Here is a 16,353-nt window from a genome sequence, read left to right on the forward strand (position 1 = left end):
CGGGAAAACTTGTAAATTTGCATCTCAATCCTAAAGAAGAGGAAAATGGTTTATAGATATGATTTTCTGGTGATCGGGTCGGGCATTGCCGGAATGAGTTTTGCCCTGAAGGTGGCCAAACACGGAAGGGTGGCTATTGTGGCGAAGAATTCACTGGAAGATGCCAATACGTATTATGCACAAGGGGGAATTGCCTCGGTAACCAACCCATGGGATAATTTCGAAAAGCACATTGCCGATACCCTGGATGCCGGTGCCGGTTTATGTGATGTGAATGTTGTGAAGAAAGTGGTACGTGAAGCGCCTGCTCAGATCAGGGAATTGATAGGATGGGGAGTAGATTTTGATAAGGACGACAAAGGGAATTTTGATCTCCATCGGGAAGGCGGACATTCGGAGTTTCGTATCTTGCATCATAAAGATAATACGGGTGCCGAAATCCAGGATAGTCTGATCGAAACGATCCGGAATCACCCGAATATAGATGTGTTTGATCATCATTTTGCCATAGAAGTTCTTACCCAGCACCATCTGGGGCAGATTGTCACAAGGCATACATCGGGGATTGAATGTTATGGAGCATATATCCTTAATCAGGAGACCAATGAAATCGATACTTTCCTTGCCCGGATTACGATGATGGCTACCGGTGGGATCGGTTGTATTTATCAGACCACTACTAATCCGTTGGTCGCTACTGGCGACGGTATTGCGATGGTAGCGCGAGCCAAGGGGGAAATTAAAGGCATGGAGTTTGTGCAATTTCATCCTACGGCATTGTACCATCCCGGAGCACGTCCTTCGTTCCTTATTACTGAGGCGATGCGTGGTTATGGTGGCGTGTTGAAGACGCTTGATGGTAAGGAGTTCATGTACAAGTACGATAAGCGGGGTTCGCTTGCACCTCGTGATATTGTTGCCCGGGCAATTGATACCGAGATGAAGGAGAAGGGGTTTGACCATCTCTTTCTGGATGTAACCCATAAAAATCCCGAAGAGACAAAGAAACATTTTCCAACTATTTACGAGAAGTGTCTTTCCTACGGGATCGACATCACCAAGGATATGATTCCCGTGGCGCCGGCAGCCCACTATTTATGTGGAGGAGTCAAAGTGAATATGGATGGTGAGACAAGCATCAGCCGTCTCTATGCCAATGGAGAGTGTGCCTGTACCGGATTGCACGGTGCGAACCGGTTGGCATCGAACTCATTGATTGAAGCAGTCATTTTTGCGGATGCAGCGGCAAAACACTCCATTCCTCTCTTCAAACAGTATTTGTTCAGGGAGGATATTCCATCATGGAATGCCGAAGGGGTGACCTCTCCCGAGGAGATGGTATTGATCACACAGAGTTACAGGGAGGTGGGGCAGATCATGTCGTCGTATGTGGGGATTGTCCGTTCGGATTTGCGTTTACAAAGGGCGCTCAACCGATTGAACATCCTGTTCCGTGAAACCGAAGATCTTTTCCAACGTTCTATAGTGTCGCGTGATATTTGTGAGTTGAGGAACATTATCAAAGTGGGATATATGGTGATCAAACAGGCGATGGCACGCAAAGAGAGCAGAGGACTCCATTATACTGTTGATTATCCGGAAAAGGATCCGAATTCGGTACTTTAGGAAGTTAGGAATGAAGAATTAAAAAATAAAAAATAAAAAATAAAAGTGAAAACCATCAATATAAATGGTAAGCTGATAGATTTTTCCACACCGAAGGTGATGGGTATTATGAACCTTACTCCTGACTCGTTTTATGCCGGGAGCAGGACAGAGGGAGCCCATGAGATTGTGGAAAGGTGTTATCAGATAATCAGCGAGGGTGGAACAATGATTGATATAGGGGCGCAATCCACTTCTCCTGCTTCCCGTTTTCTTGCAGCGAAGGAGGAAGCGGAAAGGTTGATGCCGAGCCTGGGGTTGATCCGGAAAGAATTTCCGGATGCGATCCTCTCAGTCGATACTTTTTATGCCGATGTGGCTAAACAGGCGGTGGAGGAATATGGGGTCAATATGATCAATGATATTTCGGGAGGTCAGCTCGATGAACGAATGTTCCCTGTTGTGGCGCAACTGAACGTTCCTTATATACTTATGCATATGAGGGGCACACCGCAAACTATGCAGGAGATGACCCGATACGACAATTTCATACAGGATATCCTCTATTATTTCTCGGAACGGAAAGCGAAACTGAACCTGCTTGGTGTAAATGATGTGATCATTGATCCCGGTTTCGGGTTCAGTAAAACGATATCTCAAAATTATGAATTGATGGCATATCTGAAATATTTTCATATCTTTGAGGAACCTATATTAGTAGGCGTATCAAGAAAATCGATGATCTACAGATTGCTTGATACCACACCCGCGGAGAGCCTTAACGGAACTTCCGTACTTAATACACTGGCATTGTTATCCGGTGCCAACATCTTACGGGTACATGATGTGAAGGAAGCCGTGGAGTGTATAAAGATCATCACCAAGATATCAGATTTTGATTCATAAATAAGTATGTTGACACATTTCGGAATAAAAGATTTTATTGATGTAGTCCTGGTGGCACTACTCCTTTATTACCTGTTCAGGTTGGTAAAGATATCGGGGATGCGCCCGCTTTTTATCGGAATCCTGGTTTTCATGCTAATCTGGATACTGGTATCACGGGTATTCAATATGGTGTTGCTTGGTTCTATTCTCGACCAGTTTGTGAGTGTGGGACTGTTCCTGCTGGTAATCCTTTTTCAAGATGAGATCCGTCGCTTCCTGATGTCGTTGGGTTCTAAAAGAGGATGGCATTTCATCACAAAAGTATTCTTTCCGGGGGAGAAGCAAAAGCACGACAAGTCGTACCTTACACCCATTGTGCTTGCTTGTATGAATATGTCAAAAACGAATACAGGGGCTTTGATTGCTATTCAGGGGGATCTTCATCTGGGGCTCTACGAGCAGACTGGTGAGCTTGTCAATGCAGATATCTCGTCGCGCCTTATCGAGAATATATTTTTTAAGAACAGCCCATTGCATGATGGTGCAATGATTATTGTCGGCAAGAAAATCAAGGCAGCCGGGTGTATCCTGCCCATCTCCCAGAATCCCAATATCCCTACTCACTTAGGGTTACGCCATAGGGCAGGATTGGGTATATCTCAGGAAACCGATGCCAAAGTGATCATTGTCTCTGAAGAAAGAGGGAAGATTTCCTTTGCTTCCCAGGGTCGACTTAAAATGAATATTTCACCTGAAGACCTGCAACGGCTGTTGTTGGAAGAGTGATGTTGATTTGATGATCCTGACAAGTCGGGATGAGCAGTGATGATTTACTGATTTGACGCTGAAAAAAATGATTCTGAAAGAACTTTCTCTTATCAATTATAAGAACCTTAGTCAGGTCGATCTGACGTTATCTCCCAAAATGAATTGTTTTATTGGTGGAAACGGAATGGGAAAGACTAACCTGCTGGATGCCGTGTATTACCTTTCTTTTTGCAGAAGTTATACGAATCCCGTAGATACGCAGATTGTAAAGCATGATGAAGAGGTTTGTATGTTGCAGGGCAGGTATGAATTTGAGGATAGTACCAGGGAAGAGATCTACTGTGCTATCCGGCGCCGGCAGAAGAAGCAGTTCAAACGGAATAAGAAGGAGTATGACCGGCTTTCAGACCATATAGGCCTGGTACCACTGGTGATGATATCTCCTGCCGATAATGAATTGATTTCCGGAGGAAGTGAAATCCGGCGCAGATTTATGGATATGGCTATCTCTCAGTTTGACAAGGAATATCTGCGTGCATTGGTCCGATATAACAAAGCGTTGCAGCAACGGAATGTGCTGTTGAAAAACGATGAAATGCTTTTAGACCATACTCTGTTAGATCTTTGGGAAGAGCAGATGGTTGAAGCAGGCAATTTTATCCATCATAAAAGGAAAGAATTCATTGAGGAGTTTACTCCTATCTTCAATCAGTTTTATACCCGGATCAGCCAGTCAGGGGAGCAAGTCTCTTTTAGCTATATTTCTCAACTGAATGATGTTGATTTTAGTGAGAAGCTGAAACAAAACAGGCAACGTGATATCTTTCTCGGCCATACTTCTGTGGGTATTCATCGCGACGAACTGGAGATGTTGCTTGACAATTATCCCATTAAAAAGGTGGGATCCCAGGGACAGAATAAGACCTATTTTGTTTCACTGAAGCTGGCACAATTCCATTTTTTGCTGAAAACAGGAAGGACAACGCCGATCATACTGTTGGATGATATTTTTGACCGACTGGATGCCAGCCGTGTGGAGGAGATTGTAAAACTGGTCTCCGGACCAGAATTCGGACAGATATTTATCTCGGATACCAATCGGGAGTCGCTTGATAAAATACTGGAAAGGGTGGATAACAGTTCTCATATCTATTCCGTAGAGCATGGAGAGATAAGACTGATAAAAGATTAGTCACGATGCAGAAAAAAAATGCCCAATCATTATCGGAAGCGCTCTCTGATTTCTTTGAAGAAAATAGTGGATTGAGAGTGAAACTGTCCCAACAGCGGGTTCTCAGGGGATGGGATGAACTGCTCGGTGAAGGTATCTCGAAATATACCGGTAATCTTTATCTTAACCGGGGGATACTTTATGTGCATCTTACTTCGGCCGTACTTCGTGCGGAACTTTTAATGATCAAAGGTGATCTGATCAAAAAACTGAACGAACATGCGGGGATGACGGTTGTCCAGGATATTATGTTTCGATGATTAAAGGTGGATAATAAGTGGGCAAGTAGTTGAGCTGAAGATTCAGAAGAAGGCGGAAATACCTAAATACACTCCGCTCGGATGGGGCGATTTGTCGTCTTGCACCAGATCGTAGTTCAGTGTGACATGTGATCTCCCCAAGCGGAAGCCTGCCCCCACTACCATCGAAGCGACAACTCCATCGTCCTTGTAAGATTCCACACCCGTTATCCTCGGCTCCAACTTAGACCAGATATAGTTAACTTCGGGTTGTATGAAGATGGTAAGGAAGCTTACCGGATAGATATATCCAAATACATTGGCTCCCAACAGGTTGCTTTTTATCTCGTAGTCATAGTTGCGAGACCTGTTGTAATAGTACCTTATTCCCGCTCCGGCCATGAAGTACGGGCTAAACTGGTAGCCTATCTGCGGGCCGAGCCCAAAATTGGTGTAGTTGCTGCTTACCGACAAGCCAAGATCTGCTCCAAAACGGAGTTTACTCTTGTCGAATGTGGAAGGCTGTTTTTCGACTCTTGCATTTCCTTTTCGCTGAGACTTGTTGGCAGGTGTTGCATTTACAGTACGATTGCGATGGATATTGCGCTCGTCGTCAGGAGATACCCTGATCGTATCATACCTGATAACCTGCGCCCCTACGGATAGGGACGATAACAGGAGGAAAAAGAATAGCATTCGTTTCATACGACAATGTTTTTGTTATTAATGCCATGGCCGTATGGCAAATATTATTTATGCTTACTCTTGGGGTGTTCCTTCTTCCGGCTGAGCAGGTATTTGTGACGGTATAGGCATCTCGGGAGTCACATTAGGCGCGGTAGCGGGATTCAGCGGAGCGGGTTGTTCCACTTCTATCTGGGATTGCGGAATGTGTGAGTGAGAGGCTGTGTATTTGGCTGTCAGGATGCTTAAAAAAATGATTGCCCCGGCCAGTGTCCATGTGAATTTTTCCAGGAAGTCAGTAGTTTTCCGGACACCCATGATTTGGTTCGACGAGGCAAAACCGCTTGCCAGTCCTCCCCCTTTTGATTTTTGTACCAATACGGCAAAGATCATCAGTATCGCTGCCAGTACAATAAGGATTGTGATGAAAATATACATATCTTGTTTTTTATTATTTCAATTTGACTTTAACTCCTTCATTTAGCTTCCTGAGAACGTTCGTTAATAATCAACAACTCAAGAAAACGAATTTGGTGCGCAAAGTAAACACTTTTTTTTGGAAAATTCAAACTTAACCTTTTAATAATTGTAAGCGCTTGTTCATATTTCTTCTGTTTAATGTAAATACGGGCAAGTGTCTCAGTCAAAAATTCGCCTCCTTCTCCTGTCTCCTCCTTCTCCTGTTTTGTTTCAGCAAGGGGTGTTTCGCAGGGTACGAACAATGCCTCAGACTCGGCTTTTTCGATAAAGGAATCGATAATATCATGATGTTGCAGTTTTTGACTTTGATGCAGGTCCGACTGATCACCTTGATCCAGATCAGCGGTATCTCCCAATGATTGTAAATAGGTCAGATAGTCGGTGGTAGCCAAGTTCAATTCTATATTGTTGACTGCCGGTTCAATCATCTCTCTTTCGCCGAGTGATGCAAGGAATGATTCAAGTAGTTCTTCTGTCCTGTCCGCTTCTTTGTGAAGCCGGTTTTCATTGTTCTGGTTCAGTAAATTTTTATATTCTTCTCGATAAATAAGATAAAATAATTTTCGTCTGTCATTACACAAGATAGCAGTTTTGCTTAATTCTTTTTCGTATTCCTGATTGTCGGTAATGTTTAAGTTTTTTGTGTACAGCAATCTTGCAGTATGAAAAGAAGGGTACTCATCCACTATTGTTTTCAGCGTCTCCAGTGATGAAGTGTCCAACCTCTCCGGATCCGCCATCCATCTATATAGATCTTCCTTTTGCATATGATTACCAGTTTGACATGGTGGCGTTGAATATCTGATCTATAATTTCGGTGATAAGTTCAGACAAGAGCTGATCCTGTACGGAATCGAATACTTCATTGCTGGAGAATATGCGGTTAGCCGAAATCCTCTCTTCTATTTCCGGCTCATCGGTTTTATTATTCCGAAAACGCATTCTTACGGTCATGGTCAGTTTCGTCTCTGAAGCGAACGCATCCTCCTGTACTGCCATCGGTGTAAGTTCATACCCTACAATTTCCCCTTCGATTTCCATATCTCCGTTCTGATTTACCAACTGCAACCGGGTATTGCGGGTAAACATATCCTTCATCTCTTCATTGAACCGCTGTTCGAGTGGAGGATAAACCAAGGGTGCCTGATTGACGAAATGCGCTATCTGAAGCGTTTTGGTAAGGTCATAATTGATAGAGGTGCCTCTGAACGAGTAGGATACCCTGCATGAACTTACGGTGATGAATAACAATAAGAGGATAAATATATTTTTCTTCATAGCTATAATCTAGTCTAAGATGGAATATTCCTTGATTTTTCGGTAAAGTGTACGCTCGGAGATCCCCAGGTCATTTGCGGCAAGTTTTCTTTTTCCGTTGTGGCGCTCCAACGCCTTCAGAATCATCTCTTTTTCCACATCACTGATCGACAAAGCGCTTTCTTCGTATTCGGCAGTTTCAGGAATATTATTGGTCCCGGATTCATCCAGTGTGATTTTTTTTGGCACGGCCTCATATTTCACCGGTACTGAAACACGGGTATTGTCACTGGTAATGATTGAGGACGGATGTGTTTCTGAATCTTCCATCATATGTTTCACCACTTGTTTCAGATCGGTAATATCCTTCTTCATATCGAATAATACCTGATACAGGATTTCCCGTTCGTTGGCAAATGATTTTTGTTCTGATTCATGGATATGATGGATCGATACCGGCAACATTCCTACTTCATTGTGGGGTAAATATTTCTGAAGTATGTCGGATGTGATTAGTCGTTCCTGTTCAATGACAGATATTTGCTCGGTAATATTCTTCAGTTGGCGCACATTACCCGGCCAACGATAATTTTTTAGTAGTTCCTTTGCATCATCGGTCAATGTGATGGTAGGCATCATATATTTTTCGGCGCAGTCGCCCGCGAATTTTCTGAACATAAGAGGAATATCTTCAACCCGGTCACGTAATGGCGGAATACGGATAGGTACCGAATTAAGCCGGTAATAGAGATCCTCCCTGAACTTTCCTCTTTCTACTGCCTGCACCATGTCGAGATTGGTTGCTGCCACTACCCGGACGTTGGTCTTTTCCACTTTGGATGATCCCACCTTGATAAATTCCCCGCTTTCCAGTACACGCAAAAGTCGTGCCTGTGTGGGGAGTGGGAGTTCACCCACTTCGTCAAGGAAAAGAGTACCCCCGTCTGCCACTTCAAAATAACCTTTTCGGGTTCCTGTAGCGCCTGTAAACGAGCCTTTTTCATGTCCGAAAAGTTCTGAATCGATAGTTCCTTCGGGGATCGATCCACAGTTAATGGCAAAATAGGGTCCGTGTTTCCGGTTACTGTACTGGTGTATGATTTGCGGAAAATTTTCTTTCCCCGCACCACTTTCCCCGGTGATGAGTACCGATAGGTCGGTAGGAGCCACCTGGAGAGCAACATCAATGGCACGATCCAGCTTAGGGTCATTGCCAATGATCCCAAAACGTTGCTTCACCTGTTGTAAAGAGTGTTTTGCCATAAGCGCGCTGTTATTTTTATTATCCAAAGATAGAATTTTTTTCGTATAAAGCGTAGGTTTCTTTCTTCAGAAATTGTGCCAGACCGGATATATCATCTTTAAACGATTGGATTTTATGCGGCGCAATGGGTTTCCCGAAGGTGATTACCATCTCCTTCCCTTTTTTATTGTAGAACTCGTGACATAATCTGAGTGTCCGCACTTGATAGCCGAATATTCTTGACATATAAAAAGAGAGGCTGTTGTGGCCGGAAATATGCATCGGGATGACCGGCACTTTTGCTTTCCTGATGATTTTCATTACGGACGGTTGCCACTCCCGGTCTTCAATCACCATTTTGCCTTTTTTTAAAATAAGGTTGGAGACAGCTCCTGCAGCAAAAAATCCCAATGGATGTCCCGCCTTTACATGGGCAATACTTTCTTTGATACCTGAAAGATTGATACTGTTCTTATCGCCATAATTCATTGGATTCACAGTGATGAAGTTTTCAGACATGGTGTCGATCAATCCCAGGATAACGTTTACCATCATCTTGTAATTCTCTACCCGGCTACCCACTGTTTCTATGGCCGCTATCCCGTCAATATGTCCGTAAGGATGGTTAGATACCGTGATAAAGGGGCGGTTTTGGAATTCATCCAGTACCTCCGCATTTCTTACCGTGCGAGTGATTTCGAGTTTATCCAGCAAATCTTTACAAAAAGCAGGACCGGTAAGATGTTTAGACCGGTTGTAAATTTCATTCGCAACATTCAATGCGGATATTTTTATGCCCAAATTTATCAATTTGTCCCCATATTTACCCCTGAGTATCGGGTGCAGACTGCGCAACTCTTCGCGGCTAATCAGTGTATCTTTCATTAATTCCGTACCTGTTAATTTATCTAATTCAAAAGCCACTTCATACGGGTGAGGTGGCTTTAGGATGAAAATTATGAGAATTCTTGTATGACGTTAATAATTTGTTTGCCAATATCTTTTGCCTCTTCCATAGAATGAGCTTCAGAATAAACACGGATAATAGGTTCAGTGTTTGATTTTCTCAGATGTACCCATTTATCGGGAAAATCGATTTTCACGCCGTCGATGTCGGTTACTTGCTGATCGCTGAATTTCTCTTTCACCTTGGCAAGGATCATTTCCGTATCGATATCGGGTGTGAGTTCTACTTTTTGTTTTGCCATGAAATAGGGAGGATATGATTCCCTCAATTCAGCCGGTGTTTTCCCCGACTTGGCAAGATAAGTAAGGAACAGTGCGATGCCGACCAGTGCGTCACGTCCATAGTGCAGGGTGGGGTAGATGACCCCTCCGTTACCTTCTCCTCCGATGATGGCATTTACCTCTTTCATTTTAGTCACCACATTCACCTCTCCTACGGCAGCGGCATGATATTGTCCGCCCCTTGCCTGTGTCACGTCTCTCAATGCACGGCTTGAACTGAGATTGGATACCGTATTGCCCGGCGTGCGCTGGAGGATATAATCCGATACGGCTACCAGTGTGTATTCCTCTCCGAATGGTTCTCCGTCTTCACAATAGATAGCCAGCCGGTCTACGTCCGGGTCCACAGCAAAACCGACGGCTGCTTTTGAACTTCGTGTAAGAGATGCCAGTTCTGTGAGATGTTGTGGCAGCGGTTCAGGATTATGGGAGAAATTACCATGCGGAGCGCAATGGAGTTTAAATATCTCTTTTACTCCCAGTGCATATAATAGTTCAGGGATGGCGATTCCTCCCACAGAATTCACACAATCTATTGCTACGCGGAAATTGGCGGCCTCAATGGCTTTTTTATCCACTAAATCAAGTGATAATACCTGTTGTATATGTTCATGCAGATACTGCTTCTGGATTATCTTTCCCAATTCATCCACCGGTGAGAACGAAAAATCTTCTGATTCGGCGATCGTCAGTATTTCCTCCCCTTCTGCTGCATTCAGGAATTCACCTTTGCCATTTAACAGTTTCAGGGCATTCCACTGTTTTGGGTTATGACTGGCTGTAATAATGATTCCCCCGGAAGCACCCTCTTTTTCCACTGCTATTTCCGTGGTAGGGGTGGTTGCCATCCCTATATCGGTCACATCACAACCCATGCCTGTCAGCGTACCGGTAACAATACGGTGTACCATTTCACCTGATATACGGGCATCTCTTCCCACCACTATGCAAGGCTTTTGCTTTTGTGTCGATTTTTTAATAAATGCGGCATAGGCTGCTGTAAATTTCACAATGTCGAGCGGGGTGAGGTTTTCACCAATCATGCCGCCGATTGTTCCTCTAATGCCGGATATGGATTTGATTAATGTCATAGAATTTGATCTCTTTAGCAGTTAATATCCGTTCTCGAACCTATATACCACATCATCATAAAAGGTCGGCTGATAACCGGTACCTCTGTCATATGTCGAGCCCATATCGAAAGGAATGATTAGCCTGGCCTTTCCTGTATGCTTTACATTATAAGACAAGGGAACCATCCATCCGGGTATAGTGTAAGCATCTCTTGTGCTAGAGTTCACCGGGCCGTAAAATGTTTCAGTAAAATATTCCTGGTTATTATATTTGATGGTGTCGTTATCCTTAAGATAGATTACTTCTTTAAATCGGATATATACTTCATCCCTAATTGATAATTCTACCGGCTCGCCTAACTCCATAATATTGAAATAGACACCCGTATAGGGATCTTTATAGAAATCATTCTTGCTGGCGAATTTGCCATCTTTTGGAAATTCGCTGAGGATGTTCAAGTCGTTTTTTGCGATAAAGAGGTCGATCGCTTTTCTTTCATCCTTAAGGCGATCAGCGTATGTTTTTCCCTTATTGCAGGAAGAGACCAGAAGCAACAAACCGATTAAAGAGAGAACTACGGGTTTGAACAGTTTCATATGATTATTTTATTTTTCATTTTGATGTATGGAACAGTTGCATTTGCCTACAAAAATACACAATCTGCTTCAAAAAAACAGAGGTTGCTCCGAAATAAACATTATCTATTCTTAAAAATGGGTTAAAGTTCCCGGGCAGCCTTCTTTAGTTTCTCTTCGTATTGTTTTAGTCCTTCTTTAAAAACACGTAACGATTCTTCGAACGAGCCATAAAATTCTCCTCCGGAGGCATTCAGATGACCTCCACCGTTGAAAAAACCGGCTGCGAACTCATTGCAAGGGAATGATTTCTGGGAACGGAAGGAGAGCTTGATCAGATCTTCATCTTCGCGAATAAAAGTAGTAAAGATGATCCCCTTGATGCTGAGTGGGTAATTTACAAACCCTTCTGTATCCCCTTTACTGAATCGGAATTGTGCCTGGTCCTCTCTGGAAAGATATAAGAGTGCTGAATGCAGTTCGGGATATACCTCCATGCGTTGCGACAAGGTGAAGCCGAGGAGTCGGAACCGCTCTTCGGAGTAATTGTCGAATACCTGTGAATAAATAGTATCCTTATTGATGCCTTTTCGCAATAAAAGACTGACAATCTCAAAAATTTCCGGGTCACTCGAGTTGAAGGTGAAACTTCCGGTATCGGTCATCATACCGCAATAGATACATTCGGCTTCCTCTTTCGTCAATTCTTCATAGTAACCTGCCTGGAAGAATAACCTGAACATGAGTTCTGCTGTGGATGATATTTCGGGATGCGACACCGTTATATCAAAAATATTACCGGGAAGAAGGTGATGATCTATCAGTATTTTCTTTGCCGGGGATTGTTCCAGGTAAGGAGCCATGTCTCCCACTCTTTTGGGTATATTATAGTCCAGCGAAAAGATCAGGTCTGCATGGGAAAGGATATGTTGTGCCGCGGAAGGATTATATTCATATACCTCGACCTCCCTTGCCCCCGGCATCCATTTCAGGAAATAGGGGAAGGAGTTGGGTACAATGACCTTTACAGTTTTGTTTTTCCTTTTCAGGAAATGATAGAGAGCGAGTGAAGATCCCAATGCGTCACCATCGGGCGAGCGGTGTGTGGTGATAACAATCTTTTCCGCCCTATTGATGGCCTCCATAATTTGGTTTACTTTCTCGGGATGAATCACGGCTGAAATCGGTGCTGTATAGTTCATTTTATTTTTTGTAGTGAGATAGAGCGACAAAAGTACTAAAATTTTAATGAAAAGGCACCGTTTTTCGTAACATCATGTAACTCAATGTTCAAATTTGCACACTCTCGGGCTATTCCGGCTGCAGTGCGACGGGGGATTGAACTGTCTAAAACAATTAAGTCGGGATGAAACAGTTCTGCAAGCCGGTTGATTTTGAAATGCCCCTGTTGTGAGAGAATTAGGATATCCACCGGGAATTGTCCGTCGGTAAGGGATTCCGTAAGATCATTATCCGACAATAGGAAAATACGTTTTTCCGGATGAGGGATAAAGTTGTTCTCCTGGAAGTTGAGATAATGGCGTTTATGCTGATGAAAAACAGCGATCTCGCTTTGGCCGGAATTGTTGAATACGACGAGTTGTGGCTCCGGGCGCGTCAGGTTTTTATGTGTAAGGGTCAGTTGAAAAAGGAGTAATGCCGTAAGTGCTGTGATAAGGGGTTTTGCACGGTGCGATATAAAAAACCGGCTAAGAGTGTAGATGAATAATGATATCGCAATGAGCTGAATAAGAGATATTTTCTTGTCCGTGATTTGCGCACCCGGGATGGCTTCGGAAAAATAGACAATCCTCAGTAATGTCTCTATCAATATTTTTTCAGCCCATCGAAAAAAAGTATATAGCGTAGAAACAAAACCATATGGGAGGGCACGAAGTAATCCAAAGAGAATAAGGGGAAAAGTGGCATAAATAATTATACCGGCCAATGGTACGACCAGCATGTTAGAGACGAAAAACCAGGTGGGAAATGTTCCGAAATGGTAAAGTACCAATGGAAAAACACCTAATTGTGCCGATGTAGTGATGCAAAACAACTCCCATATATATGTAACCGCTTTGTTGGGTGGTTTGTATAGCCGGAGTAGCTTCGGATTAAAAAAGAGGATGGCAAACACAGCTCCGAAGCTCATCTGGAAGCCTACATCGAACAGATAAAGCGGTCGGAAAATAAGAATGAGAAACGCAGCAGCGGCCAATGAGTTGTAAGAGAATCTGTTACGATGGTGTAGATTCCCTATGCCCAACAGAGTCAGCATAATAGCGGCCCTTACGACAGAGGCGGACATCCCTACTACGAACACGAATGCCCAGAGTGCAATAATGGTCAACCATTGACGGATAATAAATCCGTATCCATTCTTTCCAAGAAAAGAGAACAGCAAGCTGATAACCGCATAGATAATTCCCACATGCAATCCGCTTAAAGCCAATATATGTGCTGTCCCCGATGCCCTGAAAGCTTCTTGCAGGTCGTTGGAGAGATGAGTCTTATATCCCAGTGTGATTGCACAGATAAAAGCATACGTATCACTTTCCAGATCGAAAGAACGGTAAAAGTCGAGGGCTTTGGCCCTGACCCGCTGTGCCCTGACCGGAATACTTCGGGATTGCCGCCCCGTTTTCTGCCAGTCATTAGCGGGGACATATCCCGATCCGGCAAATCCTTTCATCTGCATATATCTTGCGTAATTGAAGTCATCCGGATTACCCTGGTTTTTGAAAGGCTCCAGCCTTGTCCGGAAGGCTATTTCATCGCCGGGTACGAGTTTCCTTGCCTCATCGGTAGGGGCTAGATAGAGAATTACTTTTCTCTCTTCGGGTGGCGCTGTTTTTATATTGACTGCAATACTACGAGCTTTGATTTCCGGAATATCCAATAGGATGCCAAGGTCATATTGCGGAGAAGCGGAGGTAAGTAATTGGGTGGATTTATTGTGTTGCCGGAGTTGATAAAAGGAAAGGGAGATTAGGAGGAAACAGATACCCGCGCCAAATAACCATCTGAAATTGTATTGGCTATCGGGATGGATAAAGAATGAGAGTAACATCAGAAGAAGTCCGCATAAACTGAGTGGCAACGCAGCGGATAAAATAACGGGATAGAGCACTCCCACAATGATACCGGCCATCACAGGAAGTAACAGGCGGAAGAAAGGTGATTCTCCGATCAGGGCGCTCATACAATTAGATTTTTTGTTAATCATTACGCCGGCCTCCTTACTATACAACAACGGAGCCAAGTTCCGCATGTAAATTGAAAGCGGATGCTTTAGTCGCAATTGTACGGTTGGCGAAAGTTAAGTGAAAGATAAATTATAATGCTTTCAGCCGTTGTATTGTCTCTTCGGGACTGGGCGAGGAGAATACAAAGCTTCCGGCGACAAGTGCATCAGCACCTGCATCGACCAATCTTCTACCTGTTTCCAGATTTACTCCACCGTCCACTTCAATCAGGGTTGAAGTTTGCTGTCGTAAGATCATCTCTTTGAGCATTGCTGTTTTTTTGACCGAATGCTCGATAAACTGTTGTCCGCCAAATCCCGGGTTTACCGACATCAGTAACACCATATCCAGGTCGGGCAGTATATCTTCGAGCACCGACACAGGTGTATGAGGGTTAAGCGTGACAGCCGGTTTCATCCCCTTTTTCCTTATCTCCTGTACAATCCGGTGGAGATGAATGCAAGCCTCGTAATGTACATTCATAAAGGTAGCTCCCGTGGCAGCTATTTCATTGACGAATTTTTCCGGTTGTACGATCATAAGGTGTACATCCAACGGCTTTTGAGTGACCTTTCTCAGCCGGTCTATTACCGGGAACCCGAAAGAAATATTGGGCACGAAAACACCATCCATGATATCCAGATGAATCCAATCCGCTTCACTCCGGTCCAACATTTTTATGTCGTTCTCAAGATTCAGGAAATCAGCCGACAATAGCGACGGCGCTACAATTGTACTCATATATTCAACGTTTATCGACTCAAAGTTATGAAAAAAAATGATTGAGAGGAGAAAAATTAAAAAGTAAAGCGAGATCAATGCAATCTATTATAAATCCCCTATACCTATAAGTAGCCATAAAACTTGAAAAATTTCATAGTTTTTAGGGATTGAACGCCCCTTAAAGAGTACCTGCTTTTGTAGTCACAAGTCGAGACTATCATTAGACTTGGCTGATTTATCAGAGATTTTTAAATTTTAGACAAGATGAAACTAAAACTTTATTGACGATGTTGATTGCCATATTCTGTATGACATCATGCGGAGATGACGACGAACCTGAAATAAATCTTGTGCAGGACATTGCCATCCACCGTTACGATGCCAAGACCAACGGCGCTTCCGTCCTCGAAACCGGATTTACCGGACTTTCAACCCTCAAAGTCTCGGGAGAGATTCCGCAAGGCGATTATGTAGCTGAAGAGTGGACTACCGGCAAGATCGACATGCCCAATGATGCGGCGTATCCACGCTGAAGGAGATGTACATGAGTTTCGATATGACAAGTGTGTTTATGATTTATGGGAATAAAGACTTGAAAGCTGAGAAGAGCCACAATTTCTCCCTTTCCTACGCTTTCGCACACGAAAAAATAGAGAAAGGGCAGCCCCAGTTGTCGAGTACCCGTCCCCATGCCGCCACGGCCCGCGTGGAATACGGCAAATCGTGGAAGAAATATGGTTTTAACATAGCCCTGAACGGCCGTTTCCTGTCGAAGCTCACCGCCAATGAGTATATCTCCCTCACTTCCTACGAAGAGACACAGAAGGTCACCTATCCCGCTTACACGATCTGGAAGCTCAGCCTGATGCAGACTTTCCGTAAAGGATTGAGCCTGATCGTGGGGGGGCGACAACCTCTTCAATTACGTTCCCGGTTACTATTACAGCAATTCGCCCTATGCGACAGGTACCACATTTTCTGCCGGGGTTTCGGTAGATATCAACAAGTTGTAAAACAAAAATACCCTAAAATAAGGATAAATGCCGACAAAAATAATAATATATAGGGATTGTGGGAGGAGTTAATTCCCGAT

General features: G+C 43.7%; 18 protein-coding genes. 7 read left to right on the forward strand and 11 right to left on the reverse strand.

The genetic code is table 11. The annotated features are described in order from the left end of the window. Positions 1 to 45: 45 nt before the first annotated feature. The 5 genes from nadB to B4G81_RS02190 all read left to right on the forward strand — a co-directional run bounded on the left by nadB (position 46) and on the right by B4G81_RS02190 (position 4,752). The gene (gene nadB, locus B4G81_RS02170; RefSeq protein ID WP_294079603.1) at positions 46 to 1,626 is read left to right on the forward strand and encodes an L-aspartate oxidase; all 1,581 of its coding nucleotides are present in this window, start codon (positions 46 to 48) and stop codon (positions 1,624 to 1,626) included. 45 nt (positions 1,627 to 1,671) lie between these two features. Beyond that, positions 1,672 to 2,511 (forward strand): dihydropteroate synthase, encoded by an 840-nt coding sequence (folP, locus tag B4G81_RS02175; protein ID WP_294079605.1) that lies wholly within the window; start codon positions 1,672 to 1,674, stop codon positions 2,509 to 2,511. A 6-nt stretch (positions 2,512 to 2,517) separates the two neighbouring features. Continuing rightward, positions 2,518 to 3,279 carry a diadenylate cyclase CdaA gene (gene cdaA / locus B4G81_RS02180; protein ID WP_294079607.1) on the forward strand — a complete coding sequence of 254 codons (762 nt, stop codon included), beginning with the start codon at positions 2,518 to 2,520 and terminating at the stop codon, positions 3,277 to 3,279. Positions 3,280 to 3,346: 67 nt separating this feature from the next. After that, positions 3,347 to 4,453: a DNA replication/repair protein RecF gene (gene recF, locus B4G81_RS02185; protein ID WP_294079609.1), complete on the forward strand. Its 1,107-nt coding sequence runs from the start codon at positions 3,347 to 3,349 to the stop codon at positions 4,451 to 4,453. A 5-nt stretch (positions 4,454 to 4,458) separates the two neighbouring features. Beyond that, on the forward strand, positions 4,459 to 4,752 hold the full coding sequence (locus tag B4G81_RS02190; RefSeq protein ID WP_294079611.1) for a DUF721 domain-containing protein: 294 nt from the start codon (positions 4,459 to 4,461) through the stop codon (positions 4,750 to 4,752). Positions 4,753 to 4,794: 42 nt separating this feature from the next. On the opposite strand, the gene B4G81_RS02195 is transcribed toward B4G81_RS02190, so the two are convergent. The 11 genes from B4G81_RS02195 to rpe form a co-directional block, all read right to left on the reverse strand. Continuing rightward, entirely contained in the window at positions 4,795 to 5,436 is a 642-nt protein-coding gene (locus tag B4G81_RS02195; RefSeq protein WP_294079613.1) for an outer membrane beta-barrel protein, read from the reverse strand. 54 nt (positions 5,437 to 5,490) lie between these two features. After that, entirely contained in the window at positions 5,491 to 5,853 is a 363-nt protein-coding gene (gene secG, locus B4G81_RS02200) for a preprotein translocase subunit SecG (RefSeq protein ID WP_294079615.1), read from the reverse strand. A 38-nt stretch (positions 5,854 to 5,891) separates the two neighbouring features. After that, positions 5,892 to 6,662 (reverse strand): hypothetical protein, encoded by a 771-nt coding sequence (locus B4G81_RS02205; protein WP_294079617.1) that lies wholly within the window; start codon positions 6,660 to 6,662, stop codon positions 5,892 to 5,894. Positions 6,663 to 6,666: 4 nt separating this feature from the next. Further along, complete coding sequence (gene lptE / locus B4G81_RS02210; RefSeq protein WP_294079619.1) at positions 6,667 to 7,173, reverse strand: LptE family protein; 507 nt, start codon at positions 7,171 to 7,173, stop codon at positions 6,667 to 6,669. A 9-nt stretch (positions 7,174 to 7,182) separates the two neighbouring features. Continuing rightward, positions 7,183 to 8,415, reverse strand: a complete 1,233-nt coding sequence (locus tag B4G81_RS02215) for a sigma-54 interaction domain-containing protein (RefSeq protein ID WP_294079694.1) — start codon at positions 8,413 to 8,415, stop codon at positions 7,183 to 7,185. Positions 8,416 to 8,434: 19 nt separating this feature from the next. After that, complete coding sequence (locus tag B4G81_RS02220) at positions 8,435 to 9,280, reverse strand: hypothetical protein (protein ID WP_294079620.1); 846 nt, start codon at positions 9,278 to 9,280, stop codon at positions 8,435 to 8,437. Between the two features lie 71 nt (positions 9,281 to 9,351). Next, positions 9,352 to 10,734: a phosphoglucosamine mutase gene (gene glmM, locus B4G81_RS02225; RefSeq protein ID WP_294079622.1), complete on the reverse strand. Its 1,383-nt coding sequence runs from the start codon at positions 10,732 to 10,734 to the stop codon at positions 9,352 to 9,354. 21 nt (positions 10,735 to 10,755) lie between these two features. Then, positions 10,756 to 11,313, reverse strand: coding sequence for a DUF4827 family protein (locus B4G81_RS02230; protein ID WP_294079623.1), 558 nt, complete (start codon positions 11,311 to 11,313; stop codon positions 10,756 to 10,758). Between the two features lie 122 nt (positions 11,314 to 11,435). Next, entirely contained in the window at positions 11,436 to 12,494 is a 1,059-nt protein-coding gene (locus B4G81_RS02235; RefSeq protein WP_414703149.1) for a DHH family phosphoesterase, read from the reverse strand. Between the two features lie 35 nt (positions 12,495 to 12,529). After that, positions 12,530 to 14,494, reverse strand: coding sequence for a ComEC/Rec2 family competence protein (locus tag B4G81_RS02240; RefSeq protein ID WP_294079625.1), 1,965 nt, complete (start codon positions 14,492 to 14,494; stop codon positions 12,530 to 12,532). Between the two features lie 133 nt (positions 14,495 to 14,627). Next, positions 14,628 to 15,278 (reverse strand): ribulose-phosphate 3-epimerase, encoded by a 651-nt coding sequence (gene rpe, locus B4G81_RS02245; RefSeq protein ID WP_294079626.1) that lies wholly within the window; start codon positions 15,276 to 15,278, stop codon positions 14,628 to 14,630. 290 nt (positions 15,279 to 15,568) lie between these two features. On the opposite strand from rpe, the gene B4G81_RS02250 reads away from it, so the two are divergent. Together B4G81_RS02250 and B4G81_RS02255 are read left to right on the forward strand one after the other, a co-directional pair. Then, entirely contained in the window at positions 15,569 to 15,793 is a 225-nt protein-coding gene (locus tag B4G81_RS02250; protein WP_294079628.1) for a hypothetical protein, read from the forward strand. A 38-nt stretch (positions 15,794 to 15,831) separates the two neighbouring features. Then, positions 15,832 to 16,326, forward strand: a complete 495-nt coding sequence (locus B4G81_RS02255; RefSeq protein WP_294079630.1) for a hypothetical protein — start codon at positions 15,832 to 15,834, stop codon at positions 16,324 to 16,326. The last annotated feature ends 27 nt before the right edge of the window (positions 16,327 to 16,353 follow it).

Source organism: Proteiniphilum sp. UBA5384 (genome assembly GCF_002410825.1).
In the GTDB taxonomy this organism is placed as follows: domain Bacteria; phylum Bacteroidota; class Bacteroidia; order Bacteroidales; family Dysgonomonadaceae; genus Proteiniphilum.